Source organism: Pseudomonas sp. (assembly GCF_048269965.1).
Lineage (GTDB): Bacteria > Pseudomonadota > Gammaproteobacteria > Pseudomonadales > Pseudomonadaceae > Aquipseudomonas.
In genome coordinates, this window is the sequence record NZ_JBLWTV010000013.1 from 92271 (window position 1) to 119054 (window position 26784).

Here is a 26784-nt window from a genome sequence, read left to right on the forward strand (position 1 = left end):
TTGGCTCGCTATCGAATCTGTATGAAGAACGGACGTCACTCGGGGGCGTCCAGTTCCTCTATTGTCTGGTGATGATTGGTGAAGACGCAGATGTCGCCGGCGATGCCGAGTGCGGTCTGCGCTATCTCGAGGGCGGACAGATCGGTCTTCATCAGCAGGGCGCGTGCGGCGGCCTGGGCGAAGTTGCCGCCGGAACCCATGGCGATCAGGCCTTCCTCGGGTTCGACGACGTCGCCGTTGCCGGTGATGATCAGCGAAGCGTCCTTGTTGGCCACTGCCAGCATGGCTTCCAGGCGGCTCAGGCTGCGGTCGGTACGCCAGTCCTTGGCCAGCTCGACGGCGGCGCGGACCAGATGGCCCTGATGTTTTTCCAGCTGACCTTCGAAGCGTTCGAACAGGGTGAAGGCATCGGCGGTGGCACCGGCGAAACCAGCCAGCACCTGGCCGTGGTAGAGGCGGCGCACCTTCTTGGCGTTGCCCTTCATGACGGTGTTGCCGAGGGAAACCTGGCCGTCGCCAGCCATCACGACCTTGCCGTGGCGGCGCACTGAAACGATGGTGGTCAAGGGTGAATCTCCACGCTGCGGGGCGAACTTGCCCGGATGGAAACTCAGATGGGGTGCTCGTCGCGGCTTTTCAACCGGCGACGGGCTTAACAGGCTGTTGAAAAACTACCTGCGTTGCCTGGCCGTCGTTAAAAACAGCCTCAAAATGCTCATTTACAACGCGTAAACTGCGCTTTTTCGGCTATTTTTGCCTCGGCCAGCCTGCCTCGCCTACGTTTTTCAACGGCCTGTCAGGCGATCAGCGGACCTGGCGCTGCTGTAACAGCAGGTTGCTGAAGCCCCCGGCTGCCAGGGTCTTCTGCGCGCTGGCCAGTTGCTCGCGGCTGGCGAAGGGGCCGACCAGGACGCGGTGCCAGGTTTCCTCGCGCACCTTGCCGGTTTCCACGCGTACATTCTGGCCGAGCAGGATGATCTGCGCGCGCAGGCCGTCGGCGTCGTCGCGCTTGCGGAAGGAGCCGGCCTGGAGGAAGAACTGCGTGGTGACCGGCGCGCTGGCCAGCACCGGCGGCGCGGGCGGGGGCACCTGGCCATTGAGCGCGGCTTCGGCGCGGGCGGCATCGATCTTCGCGGCTTCTTCCGGGGTGACCGGTTTCTGCTCGGGCATGGGAGGTGGCGTTTCTTCCAGGGCCTGCGGCAGGATCACTTCCGACTCCGGCAGCAGGGTGTAGAAGTCGTACTTGGGTCTGGCCGGTTCGGGCTTCGTCGGCTTCGGCTCGGGTTTGGTGCTGCGTACCTGTTCGCCCTTGTCGCGCTTGATCTCGTCACGGCCCGGTTCGAGGCTGAACAGGAACATGAAGAAACCGCCGACCACCAGGCCGCAGGCCAGCCAGATCCAGCCCGGTACGGGCTTCTTCGCCGGGGCCTGATAGCGACTGGCGCCGCGTTTCGGCGCCGGTTTCTTGCGCGCTGCCATTTACATCCGCTCCAGAGTTTCCAGGCCGAGCAGCTCCAGACCTTGCTTGAGCGTGCGGCCGGTCAGGGCAGCCAGGCGCAGGCGGCTGTCGCGCGTGGCCTCGTCCTCGGCACTCAGGATCGGGCAGTTTTCGTAGAAGCTGGAGAACAGGCCGGCGAGGTCGTACAGATAGCTGCAGAGCATGTGCGGCGTCCCCTTGTCGGCGACGTTGCCGAGCAGCTCGTTGAACTGCGCCAGCTTGGCAGCCAGGGCTTGTTCCTGCTCGGCGACCAGGGTGATCTGCCCGCCGATCTCGTCCACGCTCTTGCCCAGCTTGCGGAACACGCCAGTCACGCGGGTATAGGCGTACAGCAAGTAGGGCGCGGTGTTGCCCTCGAAGCTGAGCATCAGGTCGAAGTTGAAGCTGTAGTCGCTGGTGCGGTGCTTGGACAGGTCGGCGTACTTCACCGAGGCGATGCCGACCACACGGGCGATTCTGCGCAGCTCGTCTTCGGCCAGGTCCGGGTTCTTGTCCTTGACCAGGCTGTAGGCGCGCTGTTCGGCTTCGTCGAGCAGGTGCACCAGCTTCACGGTGCCGCCATCGCGGGTCTTGAACGGGCGGCCGTCCGGACCGTTCATGGTGCCGAAGCCCATGTGTTCCATTTCCATGCTGGCGGGGACGAAACCGGCCAGGCGCGCGCAGGCGAAGACCATCTGGAAGTGCAGGGCCTGACGCTGGTCGACGAAGTACAGCACGCGGTCGGCCTTGAGCGTGCCGGCGCGGTAGCGGGTCGCAGCCAGGTCGGTGGTGGCGTACAGGTAGCCGCCGCCAGCCTTCTGCACGATCAGCGGCAGCGGGTTGCCTTCGGCATTCTTGAACGCGTCCATGAATACGCACTGCGCGCCGTTGTCTTCGGTCAGTAGGCCCTTGGCGGCGAGGTCGGCGACTACCTGTGGCAGGTCGTCGTTGTAGGCACTCTCGCCCTTGACGTCGGCCATGCTCAGCTTGACGCCCAGGCGGTCATACAGCGCCTGGCAGTGCGACAGGGAAATGTCGTTGAAACGGTGCCACAGGCGCAGGCACTCGGCGTCGCCGGCCTGCAGTTGCACCACCAGCTCGCGGGCGCGGTCGGCGAACTCAGGGGATTCGTCGAAGCGCTTCTTGGCGGCGCGGTAGAAACCTTCCAGATCGGCCAGCTCGCTTTCGGCGGCGGCCGGGTTTTCCTGCATATAGGCCAGCAGCATGCCGAACTGGGTGCCCCAGTCGCCGACGTGGTTCTGGCGGATCACCGTGTCGCCGAGAAACTCCAGTACGCGCGCCACGCCGTCGCCGATGATGGTCGAGCGCAAGTGGCCGACGTGCATTTCCTTGGCCAGGTTGGGCGCCGACAGGTCGACCACCACGCGCTGCGCCGGGCCGTTCTTGCGCACACCGAGCCTGGTGTCGGCCAGTGCCGCTTCCAGGTGCTGGGCCAGGGCATCGCTGTTCTGGAAGAAGTTGAGAAAACCGGGGCCGGCGATTTCCACCTTGGTGATCTGCTCGTCGGCCGGCAGTGCTGCGATGAGTTTTTCGGCCAGGTCGCGCGGCTTCATGCCGGCGGGTTTGGCCAGCATCATGGCGATGTTGCTGGCGAAATCACCGTGGCTCTTGTCCTTGGTGTTCTCCACCTGGATGGCCGGCGTCAGGCCGGCAGGCAGCACGCCTTCGGCGGTCAGGCGGTCGAGGGCTTGCTGGATCAGGTGGCGAATGCTGTCTTTCATGTTCGGCTCGGGTTGCCTTGGGGCTTTGGTCGAAAACTGCGCATTATAAGAGCAGCTACAGGCTGCAAGCCACAAGCGGCAAGGAAAAGCGTGCCGCGTTTTCGTGGGGAGTGGGTAGGGTGGGCTTCAGCCCACCTAGGCTAACCGCTGTTGGTGGGCTGAAGCGGGACGCCGCCCGGCCCACCCTACGGACTGCTTTTCATGGGCGCACTGCAAGCGAAAGGGAAATACGCGTTTTAGCTTTCGCTTGAGGCTTGCAGCGTGCCGCTTAGAAAAGGTCGATCGGGTCGACGTCCAGCGACCAGCGTACCGCACGGCCGCTGGGCATTTGCTCCAACGCATGCAGCCAGTGGTTGAGCAGACGGTGCAAGGGTGCGCGGGCATTGCCCTGCAGCAGCAGTTGCGCACGGAAGCGCCCAGCGCGACGTTCCATCGGCGCGGGCACCGGGCCGAGCAGTTCGATGCCGGTCAAGCCCAGCTCCCCCAGTAAATGCTCGGCCTCGCTGCAGGCTTCATCGAGAAAACTTTCCGCCTGGCCAGGCTTGTGCGCTTCGGCGCGCAGCAGTGCCAGGTGGCAGAACGGCGGCAGGCCGGCACCGCGACGTTCGCTCAGTGCCTGTTCGGCGAAGGCGAAGTAGCCTTGCTCGGTCAGTTGTACCAGCAGCGGATGGTCGGCCAGGTGGCTCTGGATGATGACCTTGCCCGGTTCCTCCGCGCGGCCAGCGCGACCGGCTACTTGCACGATCAGTTGCGCCATGCGCTCGCTGGCGCGGAAATCGGCGGAAAACAGACCGCCGTCGGCATCGAGAATCGACACCAGCGTCACCCGTGGGAAGTGGTGGCCCTTGGCAAGCATCTGGGTGCCCACCAGGATGCACGGCTCGCCCTTGTTGATGGTGGCGAACAGGCGATCCATCGCGCCCTTGCGCGAGGTGCTGTCACGGTCGATGCGCAGCACCGGGTAGTCGGGGAACAGTACCGCCAGGCGCTCTTCGGCACGCTCGGTGCCGGCGCCGACCGGGCGCAGGTCGACGTGCTGGCATTTCGGGCAGTTGCTCGGTTGCTTCTCGACATGGCCGCAGTGATGACAGCGCAGTTCCTGGTAGCGCTGGTGCACGGTCATGCGTGCATCGCAACGCGGGCACTCGGACAGCCAGCCGCAGTCGTGGCAGAGCAGGGTTGGGGCGAAGCCGCGGCGGTTGAGAAACACCAGCACCTGCTGGCCGGCCGCCAGGGTCTGGGCGATGGCCTGCTGCATCGGCCCGGAGATGCCCGAGTCCAGCGGCCGGCTCTTCACGTCCAGGCGCAGGAAGCGCGGCTGGCTGGCGCCGCCGGCACGCTGAGTCAGCTTGAGCAGGGCGTAGCGGCCGCTGTGGGCGTTGTGCAGGCTTTCCAGCGAGGGCGTCGCCGAACCGAGCACGATGGGCACGTCTTCCTGTCGGGCACGGACCAGCGCCAGGTCGCGTGCGTGGTAGCGCAGGCCTTCCTGCTGTTTATAAGAGGCGTCGTGTTCTTCGTCGACGATGATCAGTCCTGGGTTCTTCATCGGCGTGAACAGCGCCGAGCGCGTACCGATGATGATGTCGGCCTCACCGTCGCGAGCGGCCAGCCAGGCGTCCAGGCGCTCGCGATCATTCACCGCCGAATGCAGCAAGGCGATGCGCGCGTTGAAGCGGCGGGAAAAACGGTCGAAGGTCTGCGGGCCGAGGTTGATCTCCGGGATCAGTACCAGCGCCTGCTTGCCGGCCTCCAGGCACTGGTGGATCAATTGCAGGTAGACCTCGGTCTTGCCGCTGCCGGTGACGCCGGCGAGCAGAAAGGCATTGAACTGGTCCCAGTTCGACGCCACGGCATTCACCGCTGCGCGCTGCTCGGCGTTCAGTGGCAGTTCCGGTTGTGCCAGCCAGTGCGCCGGCTTGGCATGAGGTTGGGTGCGGCGCACCTCGACCCGTACCAGGCCCTTCTCATGCAGCAACTGCAGGCTGTCGCGGTTGAGTTGCAATTGGCTGAGCAGGCTGTGGGCCACGCCATGCGGATGTTGCGCCAGCGCCTTGAGTGCGTCGCGCTGGCGGGGGGCGCGGGTCAGGCGTGGGTCGTCGACGCTGGCGTCTTTATTGACCAGCCAGTAGCGCTCCTGGCGGGTTTCAGCCGGCTCGCCCTGGCGCAGCAGTACCGGCAAGGCCCAGCTCAGGGTGTCGCCAAGGCTGTGCTGATAGTATTGCGCCGTCCACAGGCACAGCTTGAACAGCGACGCCGGCAGCGGTGGGCGGGCGTCGAGCAGTTCCAGGGCCGGCTTGAGCTTGTCGGTGGGGACGTCGCTCTGAGTGTCGACCTCCACCAGCACGCCGATCATCTCGCGCCGACCGAAAGGCACGCGCAGGCGTACGCCGGGCTGCAAGGCACTGCGCGACACGCCAGCGGGGGCGAGGTAGTCGAACAGGCGGCGCAGCGGCGAGGGCAGGGCGAGGCGCAGGATCAGGTTGGGCAAGCCAGAAGCTCCATTGACAGGCCGGCGATCTTAGCACGCGACGACCGGTGCCTTGCGTGGCTTGCATCGGCTTGCGCGTCTGGTAAGATGCGCGGCCTATTTCTGTGCGGTGCCTGACATTGGTCGGGTGGCGGCACGACTACCCTGAGGAAAGCACGATGAAAGCCGATATCCATCCGAACTACGTCGAAATCGACGCTACCTGCTCCTGCGGTAACGTGATCAAGACCCGCTCCACCCTGGGCAAGAACCTGAGCCTCGACGTTTGCTCCGAGTGCCACCCGTTCTACACCGGTAAGCAGAAAGTGCTGGACACCGGCGGCCGTATCGATCGCTTCAAGCAGCGCTTCGGCGTATTCGGCGCCAAGTAAGCGACCGAACGATAACGGAACGTGCCATGCACCTGTCCGTGAATCTGAAAAAGGCGTCCCTGGTGGGCGCCTTTTTCGTTTCTCTGCTTGGCGCCGATCTGGCCCAGGCCTTCTGCCCGCAGCGCGCCGATCTGGCGCAGGTCGCCGTGCGCCAGGTGGTCGATGGTGACACGGTGCGCCTGGTCGACGGGCGCAGCATCCGCCTGATCGGCATCAATGCGCCCGAGCTGGGACGCAAGGGGCGTAGCGACGAGCCTTATGCGGTGCAGGCCAAGCGCCGCTTGCAGGCGCTGGTCGATGCCAGCGATGGTCGGGTTGGTCTGCTCTACGGCGCGCAGCGCAAGGATCGCTACGGGCGTACCCTGGCCCACCTTTATGACCGCCAGGGGCGTAATCTCGAAGCGCAACTCCTGGGCGAAGGCCTCGGCTTCATGGTGGCGGTGGCGCCCAATGCGGCACTGGTGACTTGCCAGGCGAAAGCCGAGCGCATGGCGCGCAGCCAGCGGCTTGGCTTGTGGCGTGATGAGCAGGTGACGACGGCCGGCCAACTGAAGGCGAGCGGTTTCGCCCTGCTCGGTGGGCGGGTTACTGGCGTGCAGCGCAATCGCGGCGGCCTCTGGCTCGATCTCGATGGTGGTCGGGTATTGCGCGTGGCGCCAGAACTGCTTGGTGAGTTCGACATGCATGCCTTGCAGAAACTCGAAGGGCGGCGAGTGGAGGCGCGTGGCTGGGTCATCGATCGTCAGGGTCGCGGCGGCTTGAAATCCGGGCAGGCGCGCTGGATGCTGCCGCTTACCCATTCGGCGATGCTGGAGGTGTTGCCATGATGCGTGCATTGACGCTGTGCCTGTTCTGCAGCTGGTTGGCGGGTTGTGCGGTCAATCCCGCTACTGGCCGCACCGACTTCGTGATGATGAGCGAGCGCCAGGAGCTGGATCTTGGCGCGCGTTACAACCAGGAAATTCTCAAGCAATACCCGCGCTACGAAGATGCCAGGCTGCAGGCCTATATCCAGCGCGTCGGCGAGCGGGTGGCGCGCAGTAGCCATCGTAATCAGCTCAACTACGTCTTCACCCTGGTGGACAGTCCGGACGTCAACGCCTTCGCCCTGCCGGGGGGCTACATCTATATCCATCGCGGCCTGCTCGCCTACCTCAACTCCGAGGCGGAGCTGGCGGCCGTGCTGGGCCATGAGGTCGGTCACGTGACCGCGCGCCATAGCGTGCGCCAGCAAAGTCAGTCCACGGCCTGGGGTTTGCTCGGTCAGGCTGCGGCCATCGGTACCGGTGTCGGGGCGGTGGGGGATCTGACCAGCGCCATGGGCAACGCCTTCGTGCGCGGCTACGGGCGCGACATGGAGCTGGAGGCCGATGGCCTGGGCGCGCAATACCTGGCGCGTGGTGGCTACGATCCGCAAGCGATGATCGAAGTGGTCAAGGTGCTCAAGGGGCAGGAGGACTTCGCTCGTGAGCAGGCTGCCAAGCGGGGCGAAGCAACCACGATGGGTGGCTACCACGGCTTGTTCGACACGCACCCGGACAATGATCGACGTCTGCAGGAAGTCATTGGCCCGGCGCGTGCATTGGTGGGTGGCGATCAGGAAGTGGGGCGCGACAATTTCCTGCAGATGCTCGACGGCCTGGTGTTCGGTGATTCGGCTGCCAGCGGTATTCGCCGTGGGCGCAATTTCTATCACGGCGAGCTGGGCTTCGCCCTGACCTACCCGCAGGGCTGGCAACTGGTCAATCGCCCGGATGTGTTGATCGGCCACACCCCGGATGAGCAAGCCTTCATCGCCATGACCCTGGAGGCGGTGGAAAAAGGTCTTTCGCCTGCCGAGTTCCTGCGCAAGCGTGCCGGCAACCAGCGCCTGGTAGCGGGTGAGGAGCTGAAGCTGGGGGCGCTGCAGGGCTATACGGCGGTGTTGCAGGAGCAGGCGGCGCGGCGCGTTGCGGTGATCTATCGCGGCGACAATGCCTACCTGTTCGTGGCGGCGGTGAAGGGGCGTGCTTCGCTGGAAACCGAGGACCAGCGCTTCCTCGATGTCATCCGCAGTTACCGGCCGCTCAAGGCGGCCGAACGCAAGCTGGCCGAGCCGGTGCGCCTGCGGCTGGTGCGGGCCAGGACGGGGCAGGGCATCTCTGCCTTGGCCAAGGATTCGCCGCTGGCGGTTGATGGCGAGGCGCAGCTCAGGCTGCTCAACGGGCTCTATCCGAGCGGTGAACCGCGCCCCGGCGAGTGGCTGAAAACGCTGCGCTAGTGCGGCGCTTCAATCGCGACCGAACGGTCTTGTGCAGGTGTATACAACTTGCGTATCCTCGGCCGCCTGCCCGTTCAACAGCCAACAAAAGCGGAAATGCCACTATGTCAGATCTAAAAACTGCCGCTCTCGAATATCACGCCCAGCCCCGCCCCGGTAAGCTGAGCGTCGAGTTGACCAAAGCCACTGCTACTGCCCGCGACCTGTCGCTGGCCTACAGCCCGGGTGTCGCTGAGCCGGTTCGCGAAATCGCTCGTGACCCAGAGCTGGCTTACCGTTACACCGGTAAGGGCAACCTGGTAGCCGTTATTTCCGATGGCACCGCCATCCTCGGCCTGGGTAACCTCGGTCCGCTGGCCTCCAAGCCGGTCATGGAAGGCAAAGGCGTGCTGTTCAAGCGTTTTGCAGGTATCGATGTGTTCGATATCGAAGTCGATTCGGAAAGCCCGCAGGCCTTCATCGACACCGTAAAGCGCATCTCCATCACCTTCGGCGGCATCAACTTGGAAGATATCAAGGCCCCCGAATGTTTCGAGATCGAGCGCGCGCTGATCGAGCAGTGCGACATCCCGGTATTCCACGATGACCAGCACGGCACCGCGATCGTTACCGCTGCCGGCATGCTCAACGCCCTGGAAATCGCCGGCAAGACCCTCGAAGAGGCGAAGATCGTCTGCCTGGGCGCTGGTGCCGCCGCCATCTCCTGCATGAAGCTGCTGGTGAGCATGGGCGCCAAGGTCGAGAACATCTTCATGATCGACCGCAAGGGCGTGGTGCACGCTGGTCGCGATGATCTGAACCAGTACAAGGCGGTGTTCGCTCACGAGACCGATCGTCGCACCCTGTCCGATGCGCTCGACGGCGCGGATGTGTTCGTCGGCCTGTCTGGCGCCAACCTGCTGAGCCCGGAAGATCTCAAGCGCATGGCGGCCAACCCGATCGTCTTCGCCTGCTCCAACCCGGACCCGGAAATCAAGCCGGAACTGGCGCACGAGACGCGCAACGACGTGATCATGGCCACCGGTCGTTCCGACTACCCGAACCAGGTCAACAACGTGCTGGGTTTCCCCTTCATCTTCCGCGGTGCTCTGGACGTGCGCGCCACCCGCATCAACGAAGAGATGAAGATCGCCGCAGCGCTGGCACTGCGCGACCTGGCCAAGCTGCCGGTACCGCAGGACGTCTGCGACGCCTACGGCGGTATCGCGCTGTCGTTCGGTCGTGAGTACATCATTCCGAAGCCGATGGACCAGCGTCTGATCACCGTGGTGTGCGATGCCGTGGCCAAGGCTGCCATCGAATCCGGTGTGGCGACTCTGCCCTATCCGAAGCACTATCCGCTGAAATCGGTGGATGAAGTGTTCAACGGCTGATCGGTCGAGCAATAAAAAACCCGCTTCGGCGGGTTTTTTATTGCCTGTGATTCGGCTCGAGGCAACGCTTGCTGTCGCCTGAGCCTCGCCCTAGAACAAGTCGATCGGTGCCATCTCGTCGGCCGGCAGCGGGCTGCCAGGAACGCCCATGCCAGGTTCGAACTCGCTCATCGAGGGGGGCGAGTCTTCGCTTTTGAACAGTTCGAAGTAGGCGTCCGGCGTGCCAGGTGCTGCAGCGCGGCCGCTGATCGGGTCGACTCGCAGCGTCAGCAGGCCCTTGGGTTCCTTGGGCGGATGGTTGGGGCGATCCTTGAGTACCGCGCCCATGTAGTTCATCCAGATCGGCAGCGCGACAGTGCCGCCGTACTCGTGGCGGCCCAGGCTTTCGGGCTGGTCGAAGCCTGCCCAGACGGTGGTCACGTGGTCGGCGTTATAGCCGGAGAACCAGCTGTCCTTGGACTCGTTGGTCGTGCCGGTCTTGCCCGCCAGGTCGCTACGTCCGAGGGCCATAGCGCGGCGGCCGGTACCGCGCTTGATCACGTCCTGCAGCATGCTGGTCATGATGTAGGCGGTGCGTTCGTCGATGATCTGCTCGGCGACCTTGGGTTCTTCCAGCGGCAACTCATCGGTTGCGTTGACGGCAAGGCTGGCGTTCTCCTCGGTCGGTGCGCTGCCTGGCACGCGTGCCGGGTTGGCGCGGAACAGCGGTTTGCCATCGCGATCGTCGATGCGTTCGATCAGGTAGGGCTCGACCTTGTAACCGCCATTGGCGAAGGTGGCCCAGCCCTCGGCGATTTCCATGGGGGTCAGGCTGGCGGTGCCGAGTGCCAGCGACAGGTTGCGCGGCAGATCTTGTGGCTCGAAGCCGAAGCGCTCGATGTAACGAATGCTGTGATCGATCCCCATGTCCTGCAGCAGGCGGATGGAAACCAGGTTGCGCGACTTGTACAGCGCTTCACGCATCCGAATCGGGCCGAGGAAGGTGTTGTTGTCGTTCTTCGGGCGCCATTTCTGCGACAGGTAATCGTCGGAGAGAATGATCGGTGCATCGTTGACCAGCGTTGCAGCGGTGTAGCCGCTATCCAGTGCCGCGCTATAGATGAAGGGCTTGAAGCTCGAGCCCGGCTGGCGCTTGGCCTGCACGGCGCGGTTGTAGTTGCTCTGGTCGAATGAGAAGCCGCCGACCAGCGACTGAATGGCGCCGCTGTATGGGTCGAGGGAAACCAGCGCGCTCTGCGCCGCTGGAACCTGAGTGAAACGCAGGCTGCCATCGTCCTGGCGCTGCACGCGAACGATATCGCCGACCAGGGCGACATCGCCAGGCTGCTGTGGTCGCGGGCCCAGGCTGTTGGTGTTGAGGAACGGGCGTGCCCATTTCATGCTGTCCCACGGCACAGCCTGTTCTTCACCGTTGCGGGTCAGTACCAGGATGCCGCTTTTCTCGACCTGAGTAACCACCGCTGGTTCCAGGCCGCCGATGCTGCGGTACTTGCCCAGCTCGGCCTGCCAGGTTTCGCGGGTCATGCCCGGCAAGCGACTCTCGGGTCCACGGTAGCCGTGTCGTTGGTCGTAGGCGATCAGTCCGTCACGTAGCGCGGTATTGGCCGCTTCCTGCAGATGGCTGGGTACGGTGGTGGTGACATTGAAGCCTTCGGTATAAGCCTCGCTGCCATAGCGTCCGACCATTTCCGCACGCGCCATCTCGGCTATATAAGGAGCGCTCAGTTCCGGAGTCGGAACGTGATAGCGGGCGTCGACCTCTTCGGCCAATGCTTGCTCGTAGCTGGCCTGGTCGATGCGGCCGAGGCGGTAGAGGCGGCCGAGAATCCAGTCGCGGCGCTCCTTGGCCCGTGTCGGGTTGACCAGCGGGTTGTAGCGCGATGGTGCTTTCGGCAGGCCGGCAATCATCGCCATCTGCGCCAGGTTGAGTTCGCGGATCGATTTGCCGTAGTACACCTGTGCGGCCGCTTCGATGCCATAGGCACGATGGCCGAGGTAGATCTTGTTGACGTAGAGCTCGAGGATTTCGTCCTTGCTCAGCTCGCGCTCGATCTGCAACGCCAGGAGAATTTCGGTGGCCTTGCGTGAGAAGCTGCGCTCACTGGTGAGGAAGAAATTCTTCGCCACCTGCATGGTGATGGTGCTGCCACCGCTCTGAATCTGGCCGCTTTTCAATAATTGCGTGGCAGCGCGCATCAGGCTGGTCACATCGACGCCATAATGATTGGCGAAATTATCGTCTTCGGCAGCCAGCAGGGCGCTGATGAATGCCTTGGGGATCTCGTCGAAGCGAATGGGCGAACGGCGCATCTCGCCGAACTCGGCGATCAGCTTGGCGTCGCTGCTGTAGACACGCAGAGGTATCTGCAGCTGCACCTGGCGCAGCGATTCGACGGACGGAAGGGTCGGGCTAAGATAAAGAAACGCGCCGCTGAAACTGAGCAACAGCCCACAAAAAACGGCAACGCAAGACCACCAGATGAACTTCAGCAGGCGTATCAAAATGTTCGGAATTCCAAGTAAAAGAATGAGTTAAGCAGGAGTCGAGGCAAAAAGGGAAAAGCTGATCACATTATAAGCGTTTTTTTTCCCGGGGAGCCATTTGCGCTTCTGTCAAGACTGATATTTAATGTGGAAAAACATAAATAGTCCGTAAGTCGCGGATGCCAATAGGAAAACGGTCGTGCTAGGGCTCTTCACTAAGAAAGCGAATACGCTGCTGGGGATTGATATCAGCTCGACTTCGGTCAAGCTCCTCGAACTGAGTCGCTCGGGAAGCCGCTACAAGGTAGAGGCTTATTCAGTCGAGCCGCTTCCACCTAACGCAGTGGTAGAGAAGAACATCGCCGAGCTGGAGGGGGTCGGTCAGGCGCTCTCTCGCGTGTTGGCCAAGGCCAAGAGCGGCGTCAAGACGGCTGCCGTTGCTGTGGCGGGTTCGGCTGTCATCACCAAGACCATCGAAATGGAAGCCGGTCTTTCCGAGGACGACTTGGAAAACCAGCTGAAGATCGAGGCCGATCAATACATTCCCTACCCGCTGGAAGAAGTCGCCATCGATTTCGAAGTGCAGGGGCCGGCGCCACGCAACCCCGAGCGGGTCGAGGTGTTGCTGGCTGCATGCCGCAAGGAGAACGTGGAGGTTCGCGAGGCAGCTCTGGCGCTCGCCGGGCTTACCGCGAAAGTGGTCGACGTCGAGGCCTATGCCCTCGAGCGCGCCTACGGTCTGCTGGAGGCGCAGCTGGGTGGCGGTCACGACGAGCTGACCGTCGCGGTGGTGGATATTGGCGCGACGATGACCACGCTCAGTGTTCTGCACAATGGCCGCACCATCTACACCCGCGAGCAGCTTTTCGGCGGCAAGCAGCTGACCGAGGAAATCCAGCGTCGCTACGGTCTGTCGGTCGAGGAAGCTGGTCTTGCCAAGAAGCAAGGCGGTCTTCCGGATGACTATGACAGTGAGGTTTTGCAGCCGTTCAAGGAAGCTGTCGTTCAGCAGGTCTCGCGTTCGCTGCAGTTCTTCTTCGCCGCCGGGCAATTCAACGATGTCGACTACATCCTCCTGGCTGGCGGCACCGCGTCCATTCCTGATCTCGATCGGCTGATCCAGCAGAAGATCGGTACGCAGACGCTAGTGGCCAATCCCTTTGCCGATATGGCACTGAGCAGCAAGGTCAACGCCGGTGCGTTGGCCAGTGATGCGCCGGCACTGATGATTGCCTGTGGTCTGGCGATGAGGAGTTTCGACTGATGGCGCGGATTAACCTACTTCCCTGGCGTGAACAGCTGCGCGAGGAGCGCAAACAGCGGTTTCTGGTGAGCCTTGTCGGTGTCCTCATTGTGGCGGCTGGTTTGGTGTTCCTGGGGGATCAATTTCTCAGTGCGGCGATCAGTAACCAGAATGCGCGAAATGACTTCATAAAGAAGGAAATCGCAGTTCTCGATGCGCGTATCAAGGAAATCAGTGAGTTGAGAACGCGTCGCCAGCAATTGTTGGAGCGTATGAAGATCATTCAGGACCTGCAGGGTAATCGGCCCATCATCGGTCGGGTATTCGACCAGTTGGTGAGAACGCTGCCGGACGGCGTGTATTTCACCGATGTGAAAATGGCGGGCAAGAGCATTGCCATCATTGGTGCGGCCGAATCGAATAACCGCGTCTCGAATCTGATGCGTAACCTGGACGGTTCCGAGTGGTTGACCGCTCCCAATCTGACCGAAGTCAAAGCTGTTACAGCAGGGGCCCTGGATCAGGCGAATGTGTTTCAGCTGACGGTCCAGCAGACGCAGCCTGATCAGGAAAAAGCGGAGGCGGCGCAATGAGTATTAAGAATTCCTTGGACAGCCTGCGCAGCATTGATGTCAATGATCTCGACCTGAACAATGTCGGGTCGTGGCCTGGTGCGGTCAAATTCATTGCCGGTTTGCTACTGCTCATTGTCGTTCTGGGGTTGGGCTACAACTTTCACCTCAAGGATCTGCAAAGCATGCTGGAGCAGCGTCAGCGAGAAGAGGTGACGCTGAAGGAGCAATTCTCCAGCAAGGCTTTTCAGGCGGCGAACCTTGAGGCCTACAAGGAGCAGATGCAGGAGATGGAAGTATCCTTTGGCGCTCTTTTGCGTCAGTTGCCAAGCGATACCGAAGTTCCGGGTTTGCTGGAAGATATTACCCGTACCGGTTTGGGCAGTGGCTTGGAGTTTGAAGAGATCAAGCTGTTGCCGGAAGTGGCTCAGCAGTTCTATATCGAATTACCGATCCAGATCAAAGTTACCGGTGGTTATCACGACCTTGCGACCTTCGTCAGTGGTGTTGCCAGCCTGCCGCGTATCGTCACCTTGCATGACTTCCAGTTGGCGCCCGCCAGTGCTGAAAGCTCCAGTCGCCTGAACATGCAGATCATGGCCAAGACCTATCGCTACAATGATAAGGGGGCTCAACAATGAGTTTCTCTCGTTTGGTTCTGGTGGCGGGATTCTCTCTTCTGGCCGGGTGCGGTGTCGGTGGTGACTTTTCCGATTTGCGTGTCTATATGGATGAAGTGCGCGCAAAGCCCAAAGGCGCTATCGAGCCGCTGCCAACTTTTCAGCCTTATGAAAGTTTCACTTATCGTGCGGCGTCTTTGCGCAGCCCTTTTCAGCCCCCGGTCAAAATCGATGTCGTCACTCGTCAGAAAGGGGCGCCAGAGATCAAGCCTGATGAAAGCCGTGTCAAGCAATTCCTCGAAGGGTTCAACATTGAAACGTTCGAGATGGTTGGCACGCTGAGAAATGATCGCCAGTTATTCGCTCTGGTTAACGGCGCGGGTGGTGTCCATCGTGTAAAAGTAGGTGACTTTCTTGGGCGTAACCACGGCAAGATTCTCGTGATCGATGACTCCAAGATCGATGTTATGGAAATTGTTCCAGATGGCGAAGGTGGCTGGCTTGAGCGACCACGCAGCCTTTCCTTGAAGGAGCGCTCCTGACGGGGCGGGGTGAGAAATGAATATAAATAATCTGTCTGCCACACGGGATACGAAAATGAACAGCTCTCTTTCGCGTCTTAGCGTCGCTCTGCTGGCGGCGCTGCTGTCGCCCGCGGTACTGGCGGCCAATCTTCAGGACTTGAATGTCGCCAGTTTGCCTGGTGATCGAGTTGAGCTGAAGCTCTCCTTCGATGAGCCAGTAACGGCTCCTCGCGGCTATACCATCGAGCAGCCTGCGCGTATCGCTCTGGACCTGCCGGGAGTATCGAACAAGCTGGGTTCCAAGAATCGTGAGCTGGGCGTCGGCAATGCGCGTAGTGTCACCATCGTCGAGGCCAAGGACCGTACCCGTCTGATCGTCAATCTCACCAATCTGGCGCCATACAGCACCCGAGTCGAGGGCAATGACCTGTATGTCCTGGTTGGCGATTCCTCTGCCGCTGCGGCGCGCTCCTCTGCCTCGACGCCTGCATCCGTGGCGGCGGTTACGCCCAAGAAAACCTACGGGCCGCAACCGAAAGCGATCAGCAACATCGATTTTCAGCGTGGCGAGCAGGGTGAGGGCAATATCGTCATTACCCTTTCCGACGCTTCGATCAACCCTGATATCCAGGAGCAGGGTGGGAAGATTCGTCTGGACTTTGCCAAAACCGAGCTGCCTGAATCCCTGCGTGTACGCCTGGATGTGAAAGATTTCGCGACACCGGTGCAGTTCGTCAGCGCCACGGGTAGTGCAGACAAGACCAGTATCGTGATCGAGCCCGTCGGTTTGTACGATTACCTGGCTTATCAGACGGAGAACAAACTGACCCTGAGCGTAAAACCGCTCAGCCAGGATGATGTCGAGCGTCGCAATGCTGAGCGATTCGCCTATACCGGTGAGAAACTATCGCTCAACTTTCAGGACATCGACGTGCGTTCGGTCCTGCAGTTGATCGCCGATTTTACCGACCTGAACCTGGTGGCGAGTGACACTGTCGCTGGCAACATCACCCTGCGCCTGCAGAATGTGCCCTGGGATCAGGCGCTGGACCTGGTGCTGAAGACCAAAGGCCTGGATAAGCGCCAGATTGGCAACGTCTTGCTGGTGGCTCCGGCAGACGAGATCGCTGCCCGTGAGCGTCAGGAGCTGGAGTCGCAGAAACAGATTGCCGAGCTTGCTCCGCTGCGCCGCGAGCTGATCCAGGTGAACTACGCCAAGGCCACCGACATGGCCAAGCTCTTTCAGTCGGTCACCAGCGCCGATGGTACGCCTGATAGCCGTGGCTCCATCACCGTCGATGATCGTACCAACAGCATCATCGCGTACCAGACTCAGGAGCGACTGGACGAGTTGCGTCGCATCGTCGCTCAACTCGATATCCCGGTCAGGCAGGTCATGATCGAGGCGCGTATCGTCGAGGCCAACGTCGATTATGACAAGGCGCTTGGCGTGCGTTGGGGTGGGTCGGTGCGTAATGGCCGCTGGGACGTCAGTGGCAAAGATGGCGCGCAGATTTTCGATGAAGACACTGGGCAGCGTAAGTTCCTGGGTACCGACACCATTGGTAATACCACGGTGGACGATGGCCTCGCCAACTTGCCCTTCGTCGACATGGGGGTGCAGAACAGCACATCTGGCATTGCGATAGGTTATTTGGGCAGCAACATCGTTCTTGACCTTCAGCTGTCTGCCATGGAGAAAACCGGCAACGGCGAGATCGTATCGCAGCCGAAAGTGGTCACCTCTGACAAGGAAACGGCAAAGATCCTGAAGGGCCAGGAAGTTCCTTATCAGGAGGCCAGTTCGAGTGGCGCGACCACTACGTCTTTCAAAGAGGCAGCGCTGGCGCTGGAAGTCACCCCGCAGATCACCCCGGATAATCGCATCATCATGGAGGTCAAGGTCACGAAAGACGCTCCTGATTTCGCGAATCTGGTCAACGGTGTTCCTCCGCTCAACAAGAACGAGGTCAACGCCAAGGTACTGGTCAATGATGGTGAAACCATCGTCATCGGTGGCGTGTTCTCCAATACTCAGACGAGTGCGGTCGAGAAGGTGCCATTTTTGGGTGATCTGCCGTTCGTGGGGCGTGTGTTCCGTCGAGACATCGTTCGGGACAACAAAGCCGAGTTGCTGGTTTTCATCACTCCGCGCATCATGAACAACCAAGCCATTGCCGTGAACCGATGACCTAAGTGCGGAATGTAATCCTCGTGGGCCCGATGGGAGCTGGAAAGAGCACCATCGGGCGTTTGCTTGCCAAAGAACTGCGTTTGTCTTTCAAGGACTCCGACAAGGAGATCGAGCAGCGTACCGGTGCCGATATACCCTGGATCTTCGATGTCGAGGGTGAGCAGGGCTTTCGTGAGCGGGAGCGGGCGGTGATCGCCGAGCTTTCGATGCAGGACGGTCTTGTGCTGGCGACTGGCGGCGGGGCGGTCATGCGCCCGGAGAATCGCCAGGCTCTGCATGCTGGCGGGCGAGTCGTCTACCTGCATACTTCGGTGGAGCAGCAGATCGACCGCACCTCACGCGATCGCAATCGTCCGTTGTTGCGCACGGCCAATCCGGCTCAGGTGCTGAAGGATCTGATGGCCATGCGTGATCCTCTGTATCGAGAGGTCGCCGATATCATCATCGAGACGGACGAGCGTCCGCCGCGTATGGTGGTTCAGGAAATTCTGTCGCGCCTGGAAGCCTTGTCGCCCCGTTAAAGCGCGGTGCGAACTGCGCTATCCTAGTGGCCTTTTTATCCTGGGGGCCTCATGCAGACTCTTCGCGTCGATCTCGCTGAACGCAGCTATCCCATTTATATCGGTCAGGGGCTGTTGTCCCGTCCTGAACTGCTCGCGCAGCACATAGTCGGGCGGCAGGTGGCGATCGTCACCAATGACACCGTCGCCCCGCTGTATCTGCAAGCGCTGCTGCAAGTGCTCCAAGGCTACAGCGTCACCTCCGTGGTGTTGCCCGACGGCGAGGCGTTCAAGAACTGGGAAACCTTGCAACTGATCTTCGATGGTCTGCTGAGTGCTCGACATGATCGCCGCACCACTGTCGTGGCGCTCGGTGGCGGTGTGATTGGTGATATGGCGGGCTTTGCGGCGGCCTGTTACCAGCGTGGCGTCGATTTCATCCAGGTTCCGACGACCCTGCTTTCTCAGGTCGATTCGTCGGTGGGCGGCAAGACCGGCATCAATCATCCGTTAGGCAAGAACATGGTGGGGGCCTTCTACCAGCCCAAGGCCGTGCTGATCGATACCAGCAGCCTGAATACCTTGCCCGCTCGTGAATTGTCGGCTGGCCTTGCCGAGGTCATCAAGTATGGCCTGATCTGCGACGAGCCTTTCCTGGCATGGCTGGAGCAGAATATGCCGGCCTTGCGTGCGCTCGATCAGCAGGCGCTTACCGAAGCTATCGAGCGATCCTGTGCGGCCAAGGCGCGTGTCGTCGCTGCGGACGAGCGTGAGTCGGGCGTGCGTGCCACTCTCAATCTTGGTCATACCTTTGGCCACGCCATCGAGACCGAGCAGGGCTATGGTGTGTGGCTGCACGGCGAAGCGGTTGCCGCCGGAACGGTGATGGCGTTGGAGATGTCCCATCGTCTGGGCTGGCTGTCGGCGGCCGATCGAGACCGAGGTGTGCGCCTGTTGCAGGCCGCCGGGCTGCCAGTGGTGCCGCCGCAGGATATGACGCCTGCGCAGTTCCTCGAGCATATGGCGGTGGACAAGAAAGTGCTCGATGGTCAGCTGCGTCTCGTGTTGCTCAAACGTTTGGGTGAGGCTGTAGTGACTGCCGACTACCCGCGTGAAATTCTCGACGCCACGCTGCGTAGCGATTACGCAGCGCTGGCTCAGTCGTCCAACTCTTGAAGAGTGATCCATGACCAGTTTGCATGCTGACGAAGCTTTCCTGGCGCATTACCAGTTCAGTCACGACCCCTTTGCGCCACGAGTGCCTGGCTTCAAGTTCTTCCCGGCACAGAGAAAGCCGGTGCTGGGGCAATTGCATCACCTTGCGCGTTACAGTCAGCTGTTGCTGGCAGTGGTCGGTCCCGAAGGTAGTGGCAAGACTCTGCTGCGTCAGGCATTGGTTGCCAGTACCAACAAGCAGGCGGTGCAGAGCATTGTCGTTGCGCAGGGCGTCACCGGTAGCGAGGCACTGCTGCGCCAGGTCGCTCAGGGATTGTCCATTGCTCAGGCCGATGTGCGTTCGATTCTCGCGCAGGTGGGGCAGCTGGCGTTGACCGGGCAGGAGGTTTATCTCTTGGTCGACGACGCTGATCAGCTGGATGACGCGGCACTGAAGGGCGTCCTGGCGCTTGCGGCGGGCAATGCCGAGGGGCGTCCGCACATCTTCCTGTTTGCCACGCAGGACCTGCTGGCACGGCTGGAGGCGCTGGCGGGCGGTGAGGAGTGCTATCACGCGATCGAGCTTCAGCCGTACGCCGAAGAGGAAACGCGCGATTACCTGGCGCAGCGGCTCGAGGGCGCTGGTCAGGGTATTGATCTGTTGAGCGAAGAGCAGATCGAGGACATTCATGTCCGCGCTCAGGGTTGGCCTGGGGCAATCAATCAGGAGGCGCGTGAGCTGCTGGTCGAGCAGATGCTCGCGCAGCGCTCGGCTGGGCGTGGCGTGGGGGGTGGTTTTGCCCTGCCGAAGAAGCATCTGTTGGCGCTGGCCGTCGTCTTGCTAGGTGTCGCCGCTGCCTGGTTCATGCAGGGGCGCGAATCTGCCCCGCCTGCGCCGGTGGCCAGCAACGCGTCGCTGCCTTTGCAGTCTTCCGCGCCGGCTGTAGAAGCTGAAGAGCCGGCGCAAGCGCCTGTTACGGAAGGTCGCGCGCCAGCTATCGAGTTCGCAGGTGCCAGTCAGCCGCTGCCGTTGCCGCTGGTGGGCGAGTCGCAAACCGTTATTCGTCAGCCGTTGGCTGAGGCGGCTGGCGAAGAGTTGGATAACTTCGAGCCGCCTACTTCGCCTGAGCCCTCGACAGTTACGCCGCCGTCAGCGCCAATCACTGCGGCACCGGCACCGGCACCGGCACCGGCACCGGCACCGGCACCGGCACCGGCACCGGCCAAGCAGCCTGAACCCGTTGCCCCGAAACCACCAGCGCCAGCGCCAGCGCCGGCCCCTGCTCCCAAGCCTGCACCCGCTCAGGCTGTGCCCTCGGGTGGAGCGACGAGTGGCTGGTACGCGCAGCAACCGGCGTCGCGCTATGCCTTGCAGGTGGTCGGGTCGCGCTCGGAGGCCAATATTCAGGCGCTGGTGCGTGAGGGTGGCAGCGAATACCGTTACTTCAAGAAGGTCCATCAGGGGCAGCCGCTGTATGTGCTGACCTATGGTAGTTTCTCCAGTCGCGATGCCGCTCAGGCGGCCGTGAAGAACCTGCCTGCCAAGCTGCAGGCGGGCAAGCCCTGGCCTCGTACCCTGGGCAGCATTCAGCAGGAAATGAGCCGCTAAGCGCTCTGTCTCAAGATGACTGCTTGGTCGTTAGCACGACTTTGCAGTCTTATCCTTCGTTTTTGCGACATAAATATTCACCCCCTCGTCACGAAAATTTGTGACGCCATGGGTGGATATGTACAATGACCTCCCTTTTGCCTATGCAAAGCTGGCCCGTGCCCGCTTTTCGGGTTTAAGTAATTGAATTAGAAAGTAATTTGCCTGAGGTCTAGGCAGCCTGGTGAGAGTTTCCCCTATGAAAGCAGGTTTGTACCGTCCTGATGAGTTCAAGGATAACTGCGGCTTCGGCTTGATCGCCCACATGCAAGGTGAGCCTAGTCATCACCTGCTCAATACCGCTATTGAGGCCCTCACCTGCATGACTCACCGCGGCGGTATCAACGCCGACGGCAAGACCGGTGATGGCTGTGGCCTGCTGATCCAGAAGCCCGATCAATTCCTGCGCGCCATCGCCCAGGAGCAATTCGGCGTCGAACTGCCTGCGCAATATGCCGTGGGCATGGTGTTCTTCAATCAGGACTCGGCCAAGGCCGAGGCTGCGCGCGAGAACATGAACCGCGAAATTCAGGCTGCCGGCCTGCAGTTGGTGGGCTGGCGCAAGGTGCCGATCGACACCAGCGTGCTCGGTAGGCTGGCGCTGGAGCGTCTGCCGCAGATCGAGCAGGTGTTCATCGGCGGCGAAGGTCTGTCCGACCAGGAATTCGCCATCAAGCTGTTCGGCGCCCGTCGTCGCTCGTCGGTGGCCAACGCCGACGACAGCGATCACTACATCTGCAGCTTCTCGCACAAGACCATCATCTACAAAGGCCTGATGATGCCGGCGGACCTGCAGCAGTTCTACCCGGATCTGGGTGACGAGCGCCTGCAGACCGCCATCGCGGTCTTCCACCAGCGCTTCTCCACCAACACCCTGCCGAAGTGGCCGCTGGCGCAGCCCTTCCGGTATCTCGCGCACAACGGCGAGATCAACACCATCACCGGCAACCGCAACTGGGCGCAGGCCCGTCGCACCAAGTTCGCCAACGAGCTGATGCCCGATCTCGACGAGCTGGGTCCGCTGGTCAACCGCGTCGGCTCCGACTCCTCGAGCATGGACAACATGCTCGAGCTGATGGTCACCGGCGGCATCGACCTGTTCCGTGGCCTGCGCATGATCATTCCGCCGGCCTGGCAGAACGTCGAGACCATGGACGCCGACCTGCGCGCGTTCTACGAATACAACTCCATGCACATGGAGCCCTGGGACGGCCCGGCCGGCGTGGTGCTGACCGATGGCCGCCATGCCGTGTGCCTGCTCGACCGTAACGGTCTGCGCCCGGCGCGTTGGGTTACCACCAAGAACGGCTACATCACCCTGGCGTCGGAAATCGGCGTGTGGGACTACCAGCCCGAGGACGTCATCGCCAAGGGCCGTGTCGGCCCGGGGCAGATCCTCGCCGTCGACACCGAAACCGGCCAGGTGCTGGACACCGAGTCCATCGACAGCCGCCTGAAGTCGCGCCACCCGTACAAGCTGTGGCTGCGCAAGCATGCCCAGCGCATCAAGGCAACGCTGGAGGATCGCGACCACGGTTCGGCCTTCTACGACCCGGATCAGCTCAAGCAATACATGAAGATGTTCCAGGTCACCTTCGAGGAGCGTGACCAGGTGCTGCGCCCACTCGGCGAGCAGGGCCAGGAAGCCGTTGGCTCCATGGGTGATGACACGCCGATGGCGGTGCTCAGCCAGCGCGTGCGTTCGCCTTACGATTACTTCCGCCAGCAGTTCGCGCAGGTCACCAACCCGCCGATCGACCCGCTGCGCGAAGCGATCGTCATGTCCCTGGAAATCTGCCTGGGCGCCGAACGCAACATCTTCAGCGAGTCGCCTGAGCACGCTACCCGCGTGATCCTCAGCAGCCCGGTGATTTCGCCGGCCAAGTGGCGCGCGTTGATGAACCTGGATCGCCCGGGCTTCGATCGTCATGTCATCGACATGAACTACGACGAGTCGCTGGGTCTGGAAGCGGCGGTGCGCAACATGGCCGACCAGGCCGAGGAAGCCGTGCGTGCCGGCAAGGTACTGCTGGTGCTGACCGACCGTCATATCGCGCCGGGCAAGCTGCCGGCGCATGCCGCGCTGGTGACCGGCGCCGTGCATCACCGCCTGACCGAGAAAGGCCTGCGCTGCGACTGCAACATCCTGGTGGAAACCGCCACTGCCCGTGACCCGCACCACTACGCCGTGCTGCTGGGTTTCGGCGCCTCGGCGGTCTATCCGTTCCTGGCTTACGAAGTGCTGGGAGACCTGATCCGCACCGGCGAAGTGCTGGGCGATCTGTATGAAGTGTTCAAGTACTACCGCAAGGGCATCTCCAAGGGCCTGCTGAAGATCCTGTCGAAGATGGGCATCTCCACGGTCGCGTCCTACCGCGGTGCGCAACTGTTCGAGGCAGTCGGCCTGGCCGACGAGGTCACCGAGCTGTGTTTCCGTGGTGTGGCCAGCCGCATCCAGGGCGCGCGTTTCGTCGACATCGAAAGCGAGCAGAAGCTGCTGTCTATGGAGGCCTGGAACAACCGCAAGTCGATCCAGCAGGGCGGCCTGCTCAAGTTCGTCTACGGCGGCGAGTACCACGCCTACAACCCGGACGTGGTGCGGACGCTGCAGGAAGCCGTGCAGCAGGGCAACTACGAAAAGTACAAGGAATATTCGAAGCTGGTCGACACCCGTCCGGTGTCGATGATCCGCGACCTGCTCAAGCTCAAGGAGTCCGCCACACCGATCGCGCTGGACGAAGTCGAGCCGCTGCAGTCGATCTTCAAGCGCTTCGACGCTGCCGGCATCTCCCTCGGCGCGTTGTCGCCGGAGGCGCATGAGGCGCTGGCCGAGGCGATGAACCGCCTGGGTGGCCGCTCCAACTCCGGTGAGGGCGGCGAAGACCCGGCCCGCTACGGCACCATCAAGAGCTCGAAGATCAAGCAGGTGGCCACCGGCCGCTTTGGCGTGACCCCGGAATACCTGGTCAACGCCGAAGTGCTGCAGATCAAGGTGGCCCAGGGCGCCAAGCCCGGCGAGGGCGGCCAGTTGCCGGGTGGCAAGGTCAACGGCCTGATCGCCAAGCTGCGCTACGCGGTGCCGGGCGTCACCCTGATCTCGCCGCCGCCGCACCACGACATCTACTCGATCGAAGACCTGGCGCAGCTGATCTATGACCTCAAGCAGGTCAACCCGAAGGCGCTGGTGTCGGTCAAGCTGGTGGCGGAAGCCGGCGTCGGCACCATCGCCGCCGGTGTGGCCAAGGCCTACGCCGACCTGATCACCATTTCCGGTTACGACGGTGGTACTGGCGCTTCGCCGCTGACCTCCATCCGTTATGCCGGCGCGCCCTGGGAGCTGGGCCTGGCCGAAACCCACCAGACCCTGCGTGGCAACGACCTGCGCGGCAAGGTGCGGGTACAGACCGACGGTGGTCTGAAAACCGGCCTGGACGTGATCAAGGCGGCCATCCTCGGCGCCGAGAGCTTCGGCTTCGGTACCGCGCCGATGGTGGCCCTGGGCTGCAAGTACCTGCGCATCTGCCACCTGAACAACTGCGCTACCGGCGTGGCCACGCAGAACGACAAGCTGCGCAAGGATCACTTCATCGGCACCGTCGAGATGGTGATGAACTTCTTCACCTACGTCGCCGAGGAAACCCGCGAGTGGCTGGCCAAGCTGGGCGTGCGCAGCCTGGAAGAGCTGATCGGGCGCACCGACCTGCTCGAGATGCTGCCGGGCGAAACCGCCAAGCAGGGCAATCTGGATCTGTCGCCGCTGCTGGCCAGCGCGCATATCCCGGCTGACAAGCCGCAGTTCTGCCAGGTGCCGAAGAACCCGCCGTTCGACGAAGGCCTGCTGGCCGAGAAGATGGTGGAAATGGCCAAGGACGCCATCGCCGGCAAGACCGGTGGTGAGTTCGAGCTGAACATCGGCAACTGCGACCGCTCCATCGGTGCGCGCATCTCCGGCGAGATCGCGCGCGTGCATGGCAACCAGGGCATGAACGGCGCGCCGATCACCTTCCGCTTCAAGGGTACTGCCGGTCAGAGCTTCGGCGTGTGGAACGCCGGTGGTCTGCACCTGCGCCTGGAAGGCGACGCCAACGACTACGTCGGCAAAGGCATGACCGCAGGCAAGATCGTCATCACCCCGCCTGCCGGCAGCCCGTTCGCCACCGAGGACAGCGCCATCATCGGCAATACCTGCCTGTATGGCGCCACTGGCGGCAAGCTGTTCGCTACCGGCACTGCGGGCGAGCGTTTCGCCGTGCGTAACTCCGGCGCCCATGCCGTGGTGGAAGGCACCGGTGACCACTGCTGCGAGTACATGACCGGCGGTTTCGTCTGCGTACTGGGCAAGACCGGCTACAACTTCGGCTCGGGCATGACCGGCGGTTTCGCCTACGTGCTCGACATGGACAACGGCTTCTACGACCGCGTCAACCACGAACTGGTGGAAATCCAGCGCATCAACAACGAAGCGATGGAGGCCTATCGCAGCCACCTCGAAAGCGTGCTCGCCGAGTACGTTGAAGAGACCGGCAGCGAGTGGGGTCAGAACCTGCTGGAGAACCTGGACGATTACCTGCGCAAGTTCTGGCTGGTGAAACCGAAAGCGGCCAGCCTGAAGTCCCTGCTGTCCAGCACCCGTGCCAACCCGCAATAAGAATGCGCCTGAAGTGGTTTGATGAGGTAATGCAATGACTGAACGTCTGAATAACGACTTCCAGTTCATCGAAGTCGGGCGCAAAGACCCGAAGAAGAAACTGCTGCGTCAGCGCAAGAAGGAGTTCGTCGAGATCTACGACAACTTCAAGCCGGCGCAAGCTGCCGACCAGGCGCACCGCTGCCTGGGCTGCGGTAACCCCTATTGCGAGTGGAAGTGCCCGGTGCACAACTTCATTCCCAATTGGCTGAAGCTGGTGTCGGAAGGCAACATCCTGGCCGCCGCCGAGCTCTCGCATCAGACCAACACCCTGCCGGAAGTCTGCGGCCGCGTGTGCCCGCAGGATCGTCTCTGCGAAGGTGCCTGCACCCTCAATGACGGCTTCGGCGCGGTGACCATCGGTTCGGTGGAGAAGTACATCACCGACACCGCCTTCGCCATGGGCTGGCGCCCGGACATGTCCAAGGTCAAGCCGACCGGCAAGCGTGTCGCGGTGATCGGTGCCGGCCCGGCCGGCCTGGGCTGCGCCGATGTGCTGGTGCGCAACGGCGTGACGCCGGTGGTGTTCGACAAGAACCCGGAAATCGGTGGCTTGCTGACCTTCGGCATTCCCGAGTTCAAGCTGGAAAAGACCGTGCTCAGCCGCCGTCGTGAAGTCTTCACCGGCATGGGCATCGAGTTCCGCCTGAACACCGAGATCGGCAAGGACATCGGCATGGATGAATTGCTCGCCGAATTCGATGCCGTATTCATGGGCATGGGCACCTACACCTACATGAAAGGTGGCTTCCCGGGCGAGGACCTGCCGGGCGTCTATGACGCGCTGGACTTCCTCATCGCCAACGTCAATCGCAACCTCGGTTTCGAGAAGGCGCCGGAAGACTTCATCGACATGAAGGGCAAGCGCGTCGTGGTACTGGGTGGTGGCGACACCGCGATGGACTGCAACCGCACCTCGATCCGTCAGGGCGCCAAGGCCGTGACCTGCGCCTACCGCCGTGACGAAGAGAACATGCCGGGCTCGCGCAAGGAAGTGAAGAACGCCAAGGAAGAGGGCGTGAAGTTCCTCTTCAATCGGCAGCCCATCGCCATCGTTGGCGAAGACAAGGTGGAAGGCATCAAGGTGGTCGAGACCCGTCTCGGTGAGCCTGATGCCCGTGGCCGTCGCAGCCCCGAGCCGATCCCGGGCTCCGAGGAGATCATTCCGGCCGAAGCCGTGCTGATCGCTTTCGGTTTCCGCCCGAGCCCGGCGCCCTGGTTCGAGCAGTTCGAGATCCAGACCGACAGCCAGGGCCGCGTCGTGGCGCCCGAGCAGTCGCAGTTCAAGCACCAGACCAGCAACCCGAAGATATTCGCCGGTGGCGACATGGTGCGTGGTTCCGACCTGGTGGTGACGGCGATCTTCGAAGGCCGCAACGCCGCCGAAGGTATCCTCGACTACCTGGGCGTCTAAGCTCTGCGCCCGGCCTGACCCCGTTCGTAACG

Annotated in this window: 19 protein-coding genes; 14 read left to right on the forward strand and 5 right to left on the reverse strand. The window is 62.1% G+C overall.

Annotation, left to right across the window (positions count from 1 at the left end; all coding sequences use genetic code 11):
* Positions 1-35: 35 nt before the first annotated feature.
* The 4 genes from hslV to ACN0X6_RS16045 form a co-directional block, all read right to left on the reverse strand.
* On the reverse strand, positions 36-566 hold the full coding sequence (hslV, locus tag ACN0X6_RS16030; protein WP_017678531.1) for an ATP-dependent protease subunit HslV: 531 nt from the start codon (positions 564-566) through the stop codon (positions 36-38).
* A gap of 238 nt (positions 567-804) precedes the next feature.
* Entirely contained in the window at positions 805-1479 is a 675-nt protein-coding gene (locus tag ACN0X6_RS16035; RefSeq protein ID WP_417705387.1) for an SPOR domain-containing protein, read from the reverse strand.
* On the reverse strand, positions 1480-3219 hold the full coding sequence (argS, locus tag ACN0X6_RS16040) for an arginine--tRNA ligase (RefSeq protein ID WP_417705389.1): 1740 nt from the start codon (positions 3217-3219) through the stop codon (positions 1480-1482).
* Between the two features lie 268 nt (positions 3220-3487).
* Complete coding sequence (locus ACN0X6_RS16045) at positions 3488-5707, reverse strand: primosomal protein N' (protein WP_417705391.1); 2220 nt, start codon at positions 5705-5707, stop codon at positions 3488-3490.
* Between the two features lie 158 nt (positions 5708-5865).
* Between ACN0X6_RS16045 and rpmE the strand changes: the two genes are divergently transcribed.
* The 4 genes from rpmE to ACN0X6_RS16065 all read left to right on the forward strand — a co-directional run bounded on the left by rpmE (position 5866) and on the right by ACN0X6_RS16065 (position 9711).
* Complete coding sequence (gene rpmE / locus ACN0X6_RS16050) at positions 5866-6078, forward strand: 50S ribosomal protein L31 (protein WP_003459015.1); 213 nt, start codon at positions 5866-5868, stop codon at positions 6076-6078.
* 26 nt (positions 6079-6104) lie between these two features.
* Positions 6105-6905, forward strand: coding sequence for a thermonuclease family protein (locus tag ACN0X6_RS16055; protein WP_417705393.1), 801 nt, complete (start codon positions 6105-6107; stop codon positions 6903-6905).
* Positions 6902-8338, forward strand: a complete 1437-nt coding sequence (locus ACN0X6_RS16060; RefSeq protein ID WP_417705395.1) for a M48 family metalloprotease — start codon at positions 6902-6904, stop codon at positions 8336-8338. The genes ACN0X6_RS16055 and ACN0X6_RS16060 overlap by 4 nt, the downstream gene beginning before the upstream one ends.
* Before the next feature lie 104 nt (positions 8339-8442).
* The gene (locus ACN0X6_RS16065; protein WP_417705397.1) at positions 8443-9711 is read left to right on the forward strand and encodes a malic enzyme-like NAD(P)-binding protein; all 1269 of its coding nucleotides are present in this window, start codon (positions 8443-8445) and stop codon (positions 9709-9711) included.
* 90 nt (positions 9712-9801) lie between these two features.
* Here the strand turns inward: ACN0X6_RS16065 and ACN0X6_RS16070 are convergent, their stop codons facing one another.
* Positions 9802-12210, reverse strand: a complete 2409-nt coding sequence (locus tag ACN0X6_RS16070; protein WP_417705451.1) for a penicillin-binding protein 1A — start codon at positions 12208-12210, stop codon at positions 9802-9804.
* Between the two features lie 184 nt (positions 12211-12394).
* Between ACN0X6_RS16070 and ACN0X6_RS16075 the strand changes: the two genes are divergently transcribed.
* From ACN0X6_RS16075 to ACN0X6_RS16120, 10 genes are all read left to right on the forward strand, one after another.
* Positions 12395-13459, forward strand: coding sequence for a pilus assembly protein PilM (locus ACN0X6_RS16075; protein WP_017678539.1), 1065 nt, complete (start codon positions 12395-12397; stop codon positions 13457-13459).
* On the forward strand, positions 13459-14031 hold the full coding sequence (gene pilN, locus ACN0X6_RS16080; protein WP_417705400.1) for a type 4a pilus biogenesis protein PilN: 573 nt from the start codon (positions 13459-13461) through the stop codon (positions 14029-14031). The genes ACN0X6_RS16075 and pilN overlap by 1 nt, the downstream gene beginning before the upstream one ends.
* Entirely contained in the window at positions 14028-14651 is a 624-nt protein-coding gene (gene pilO, locus ACN0X6_RS16085) for a type 4a pilus biogenesis protein PilO (protein WP_417705402.1), read from the forward strand. Before pilN ends, pilO begins: the two co-directional genes overlap by 4 nt.
* Positions 14648-15172 (forward strand): type 4a pilus biogenesis lipoprotein PilP, encoded by a 525-nt coding sequence (gene pilP / locus ACN0X6_RS16090; protein ID WP_417705404.1) that lies wholly within the window; start codon positions 14648-14650, stop codon positions 15170-15172. Before pilO ends, pilP begins: the two co-directional genes overlap by 4 nt.
* Positions 15173-15227: 55 nt before the next feature.
* Complete coding sequence (pilQ, locus tag ACN0X6_RS16095) at positions 15228-17345, forward strand: type IV pilus secretin PilQ (RefSeq protein ID WP_417705406.1); 2118 nt, start codon at positions 15228-15230, stop codon at positions 17343-17345.
* 5 nt (positions 17346-17350) lie between these two features.
* Entirely contained in the window at positions 17351-17869 is a 519-nt protein-coding gene (gene aroK / locus ACN0X6_RS16100) for a shikimate kinase AroK (RefSeq protein ID WP_417705408.1), read from the forward strand.
* 51 nt (positions 17870-17920) lie between these two features.
* Positions 17921-19024, forward strand: coding sequence for a 3-dehydroquinate synthase (gene aroB, locus ACN0X6_RS16105; protein WP_417705410.1), 1104 nt, complete (start codon positions 17921-17923; stop codon positions 19022-19024).
* Between the two features lie 10 nt (positions 19025-19034).
* Positions 19035-20612: an SPOR domain-containing protein gene (locus tag ACN0X6_RS16110; protein ID WP_417705412.1), complete on the forward strand. Its 1578-nt coding sequence runs from the start codon at positions 19035-19037 to the stop codon at positions 20610-20612.
* A 238-nt stretch (positions 20613-20850) separates the two neighbouring features.
* On the forward strand, positions 20851-25299 hold the full coding sequence (gene gltB, locus ACN0X6_RS16115) for a glutamate synthase large subunit (protein WP_417705414.1): 4449 nt from the start codon (positions 20851-20853) through the stop codon (positions 25297-25299).
* Between the two features lie 34 nt (positions 25300-25333).
* Positions 25334-26752: an FAD-dependent oxidoreductase gene (locus ACN0X6_RS16120; RefSeq protein ID WP_003459041.1), complete on the forward strand. Its 1419-nt coding sequence runs from the start codon at positions 25334-25336 to the stop codon at positions 26750-26752.
* Positions 26753-26784: the final 32 nt, after the last annotated feature.

Coding starts and splice junctions, on each gene's coding strand:
- ACN0X6_RS16035 (WP_417705387.1), bottom strand. CDS start 1,479: ATGGCAGCGCGCAAGAAACCGGCGCCGAAACGCGGCGCCAGTCGCTAT.
- argS (WP_417705389.1), bottom strand. CDS start 3,219: ATGAAAGACAGCATTCGCCACCTGATCCAGCAAGCCCTCGACCGCCTG.
- rpmE (WP_003459015.1), top strand. CDS start 5,866: ATGAAAGCCGATATCCATCCGAACTACGTCGAAATCGACGCTACCTGC.
- ACN0X6_RS16055 (WP_417705393.1), top strand. CDS start 6,105: ATGCACCTGTCCGTGAATCTGAAAAAGGCGTCCCTGGTGGGCGCCTTT.
- ACN0X6_RS16060 (WP_417705395.1), top strand. CDS start 6,902: ATGATGCGTGCATTGACGCTGTGCCTGTTCTGCAGCTGGTTGGCGGGT.
- ACN0X6_RS16065 (WP_417705397.1), top strand. CDS start 8,443: ATGTCAGATCTAAAAACTGCCGCTCTCGAATATCACGCCCAGCCCCGC.
- pilN (WP_417705400.1), top strand. CDS start 13,459: ATGGCGCGGATTAACCTACTTCCCTGGCGTGAACAGCTGCGCGAGGAG.
- pilO (WP_417705402.1), top strand. CDS start 14,028: ATGAGTATTAAGAATTCCTTGGACAGCCTGCGCAGCATTGATGTCAAT.
- pilP (WP_417705404.1), top strand. CDS start 14,648: ATGAGTTTCTCTCGTTTGGTTCTGGTGGCGGGATTCTCTCTTCTGGCC.
- pilQ (WP_417705406.1), top strand. CDS start 15,228: ATGAACAGCTCTCTTTCGCGTCTTAGCGTCGCTCTGCTGGCGGCGCTG.
- aroB (WP_417705410.1), top strand. CDS start 17,921: ATGCAGACTCTTCGCGTCGATCTCGCTGAACGCAGCTATCCCATTTAT.
- ACN0X6_RS16110 (WP_417705412.1), top strand. CDS start 19,035: ATGACCAGTTTGCATGCTGACGAAGCTTTCCTGGCGCATTACCAGTTC.
- gltB (WP_417705414.1), top strand. CDS start 20,851: ATGAAAGCAGGTTTGTACCGTCCTGATGAGTTCAAGGATAACTGCGGC.
- ACN0X6_RS16120 (WP_003459041.1), top strand. CDS start 25,334: ATGACTGAACGTCTGAATAACGACTTCCAGTTCATCGAAGTCGGGCGC.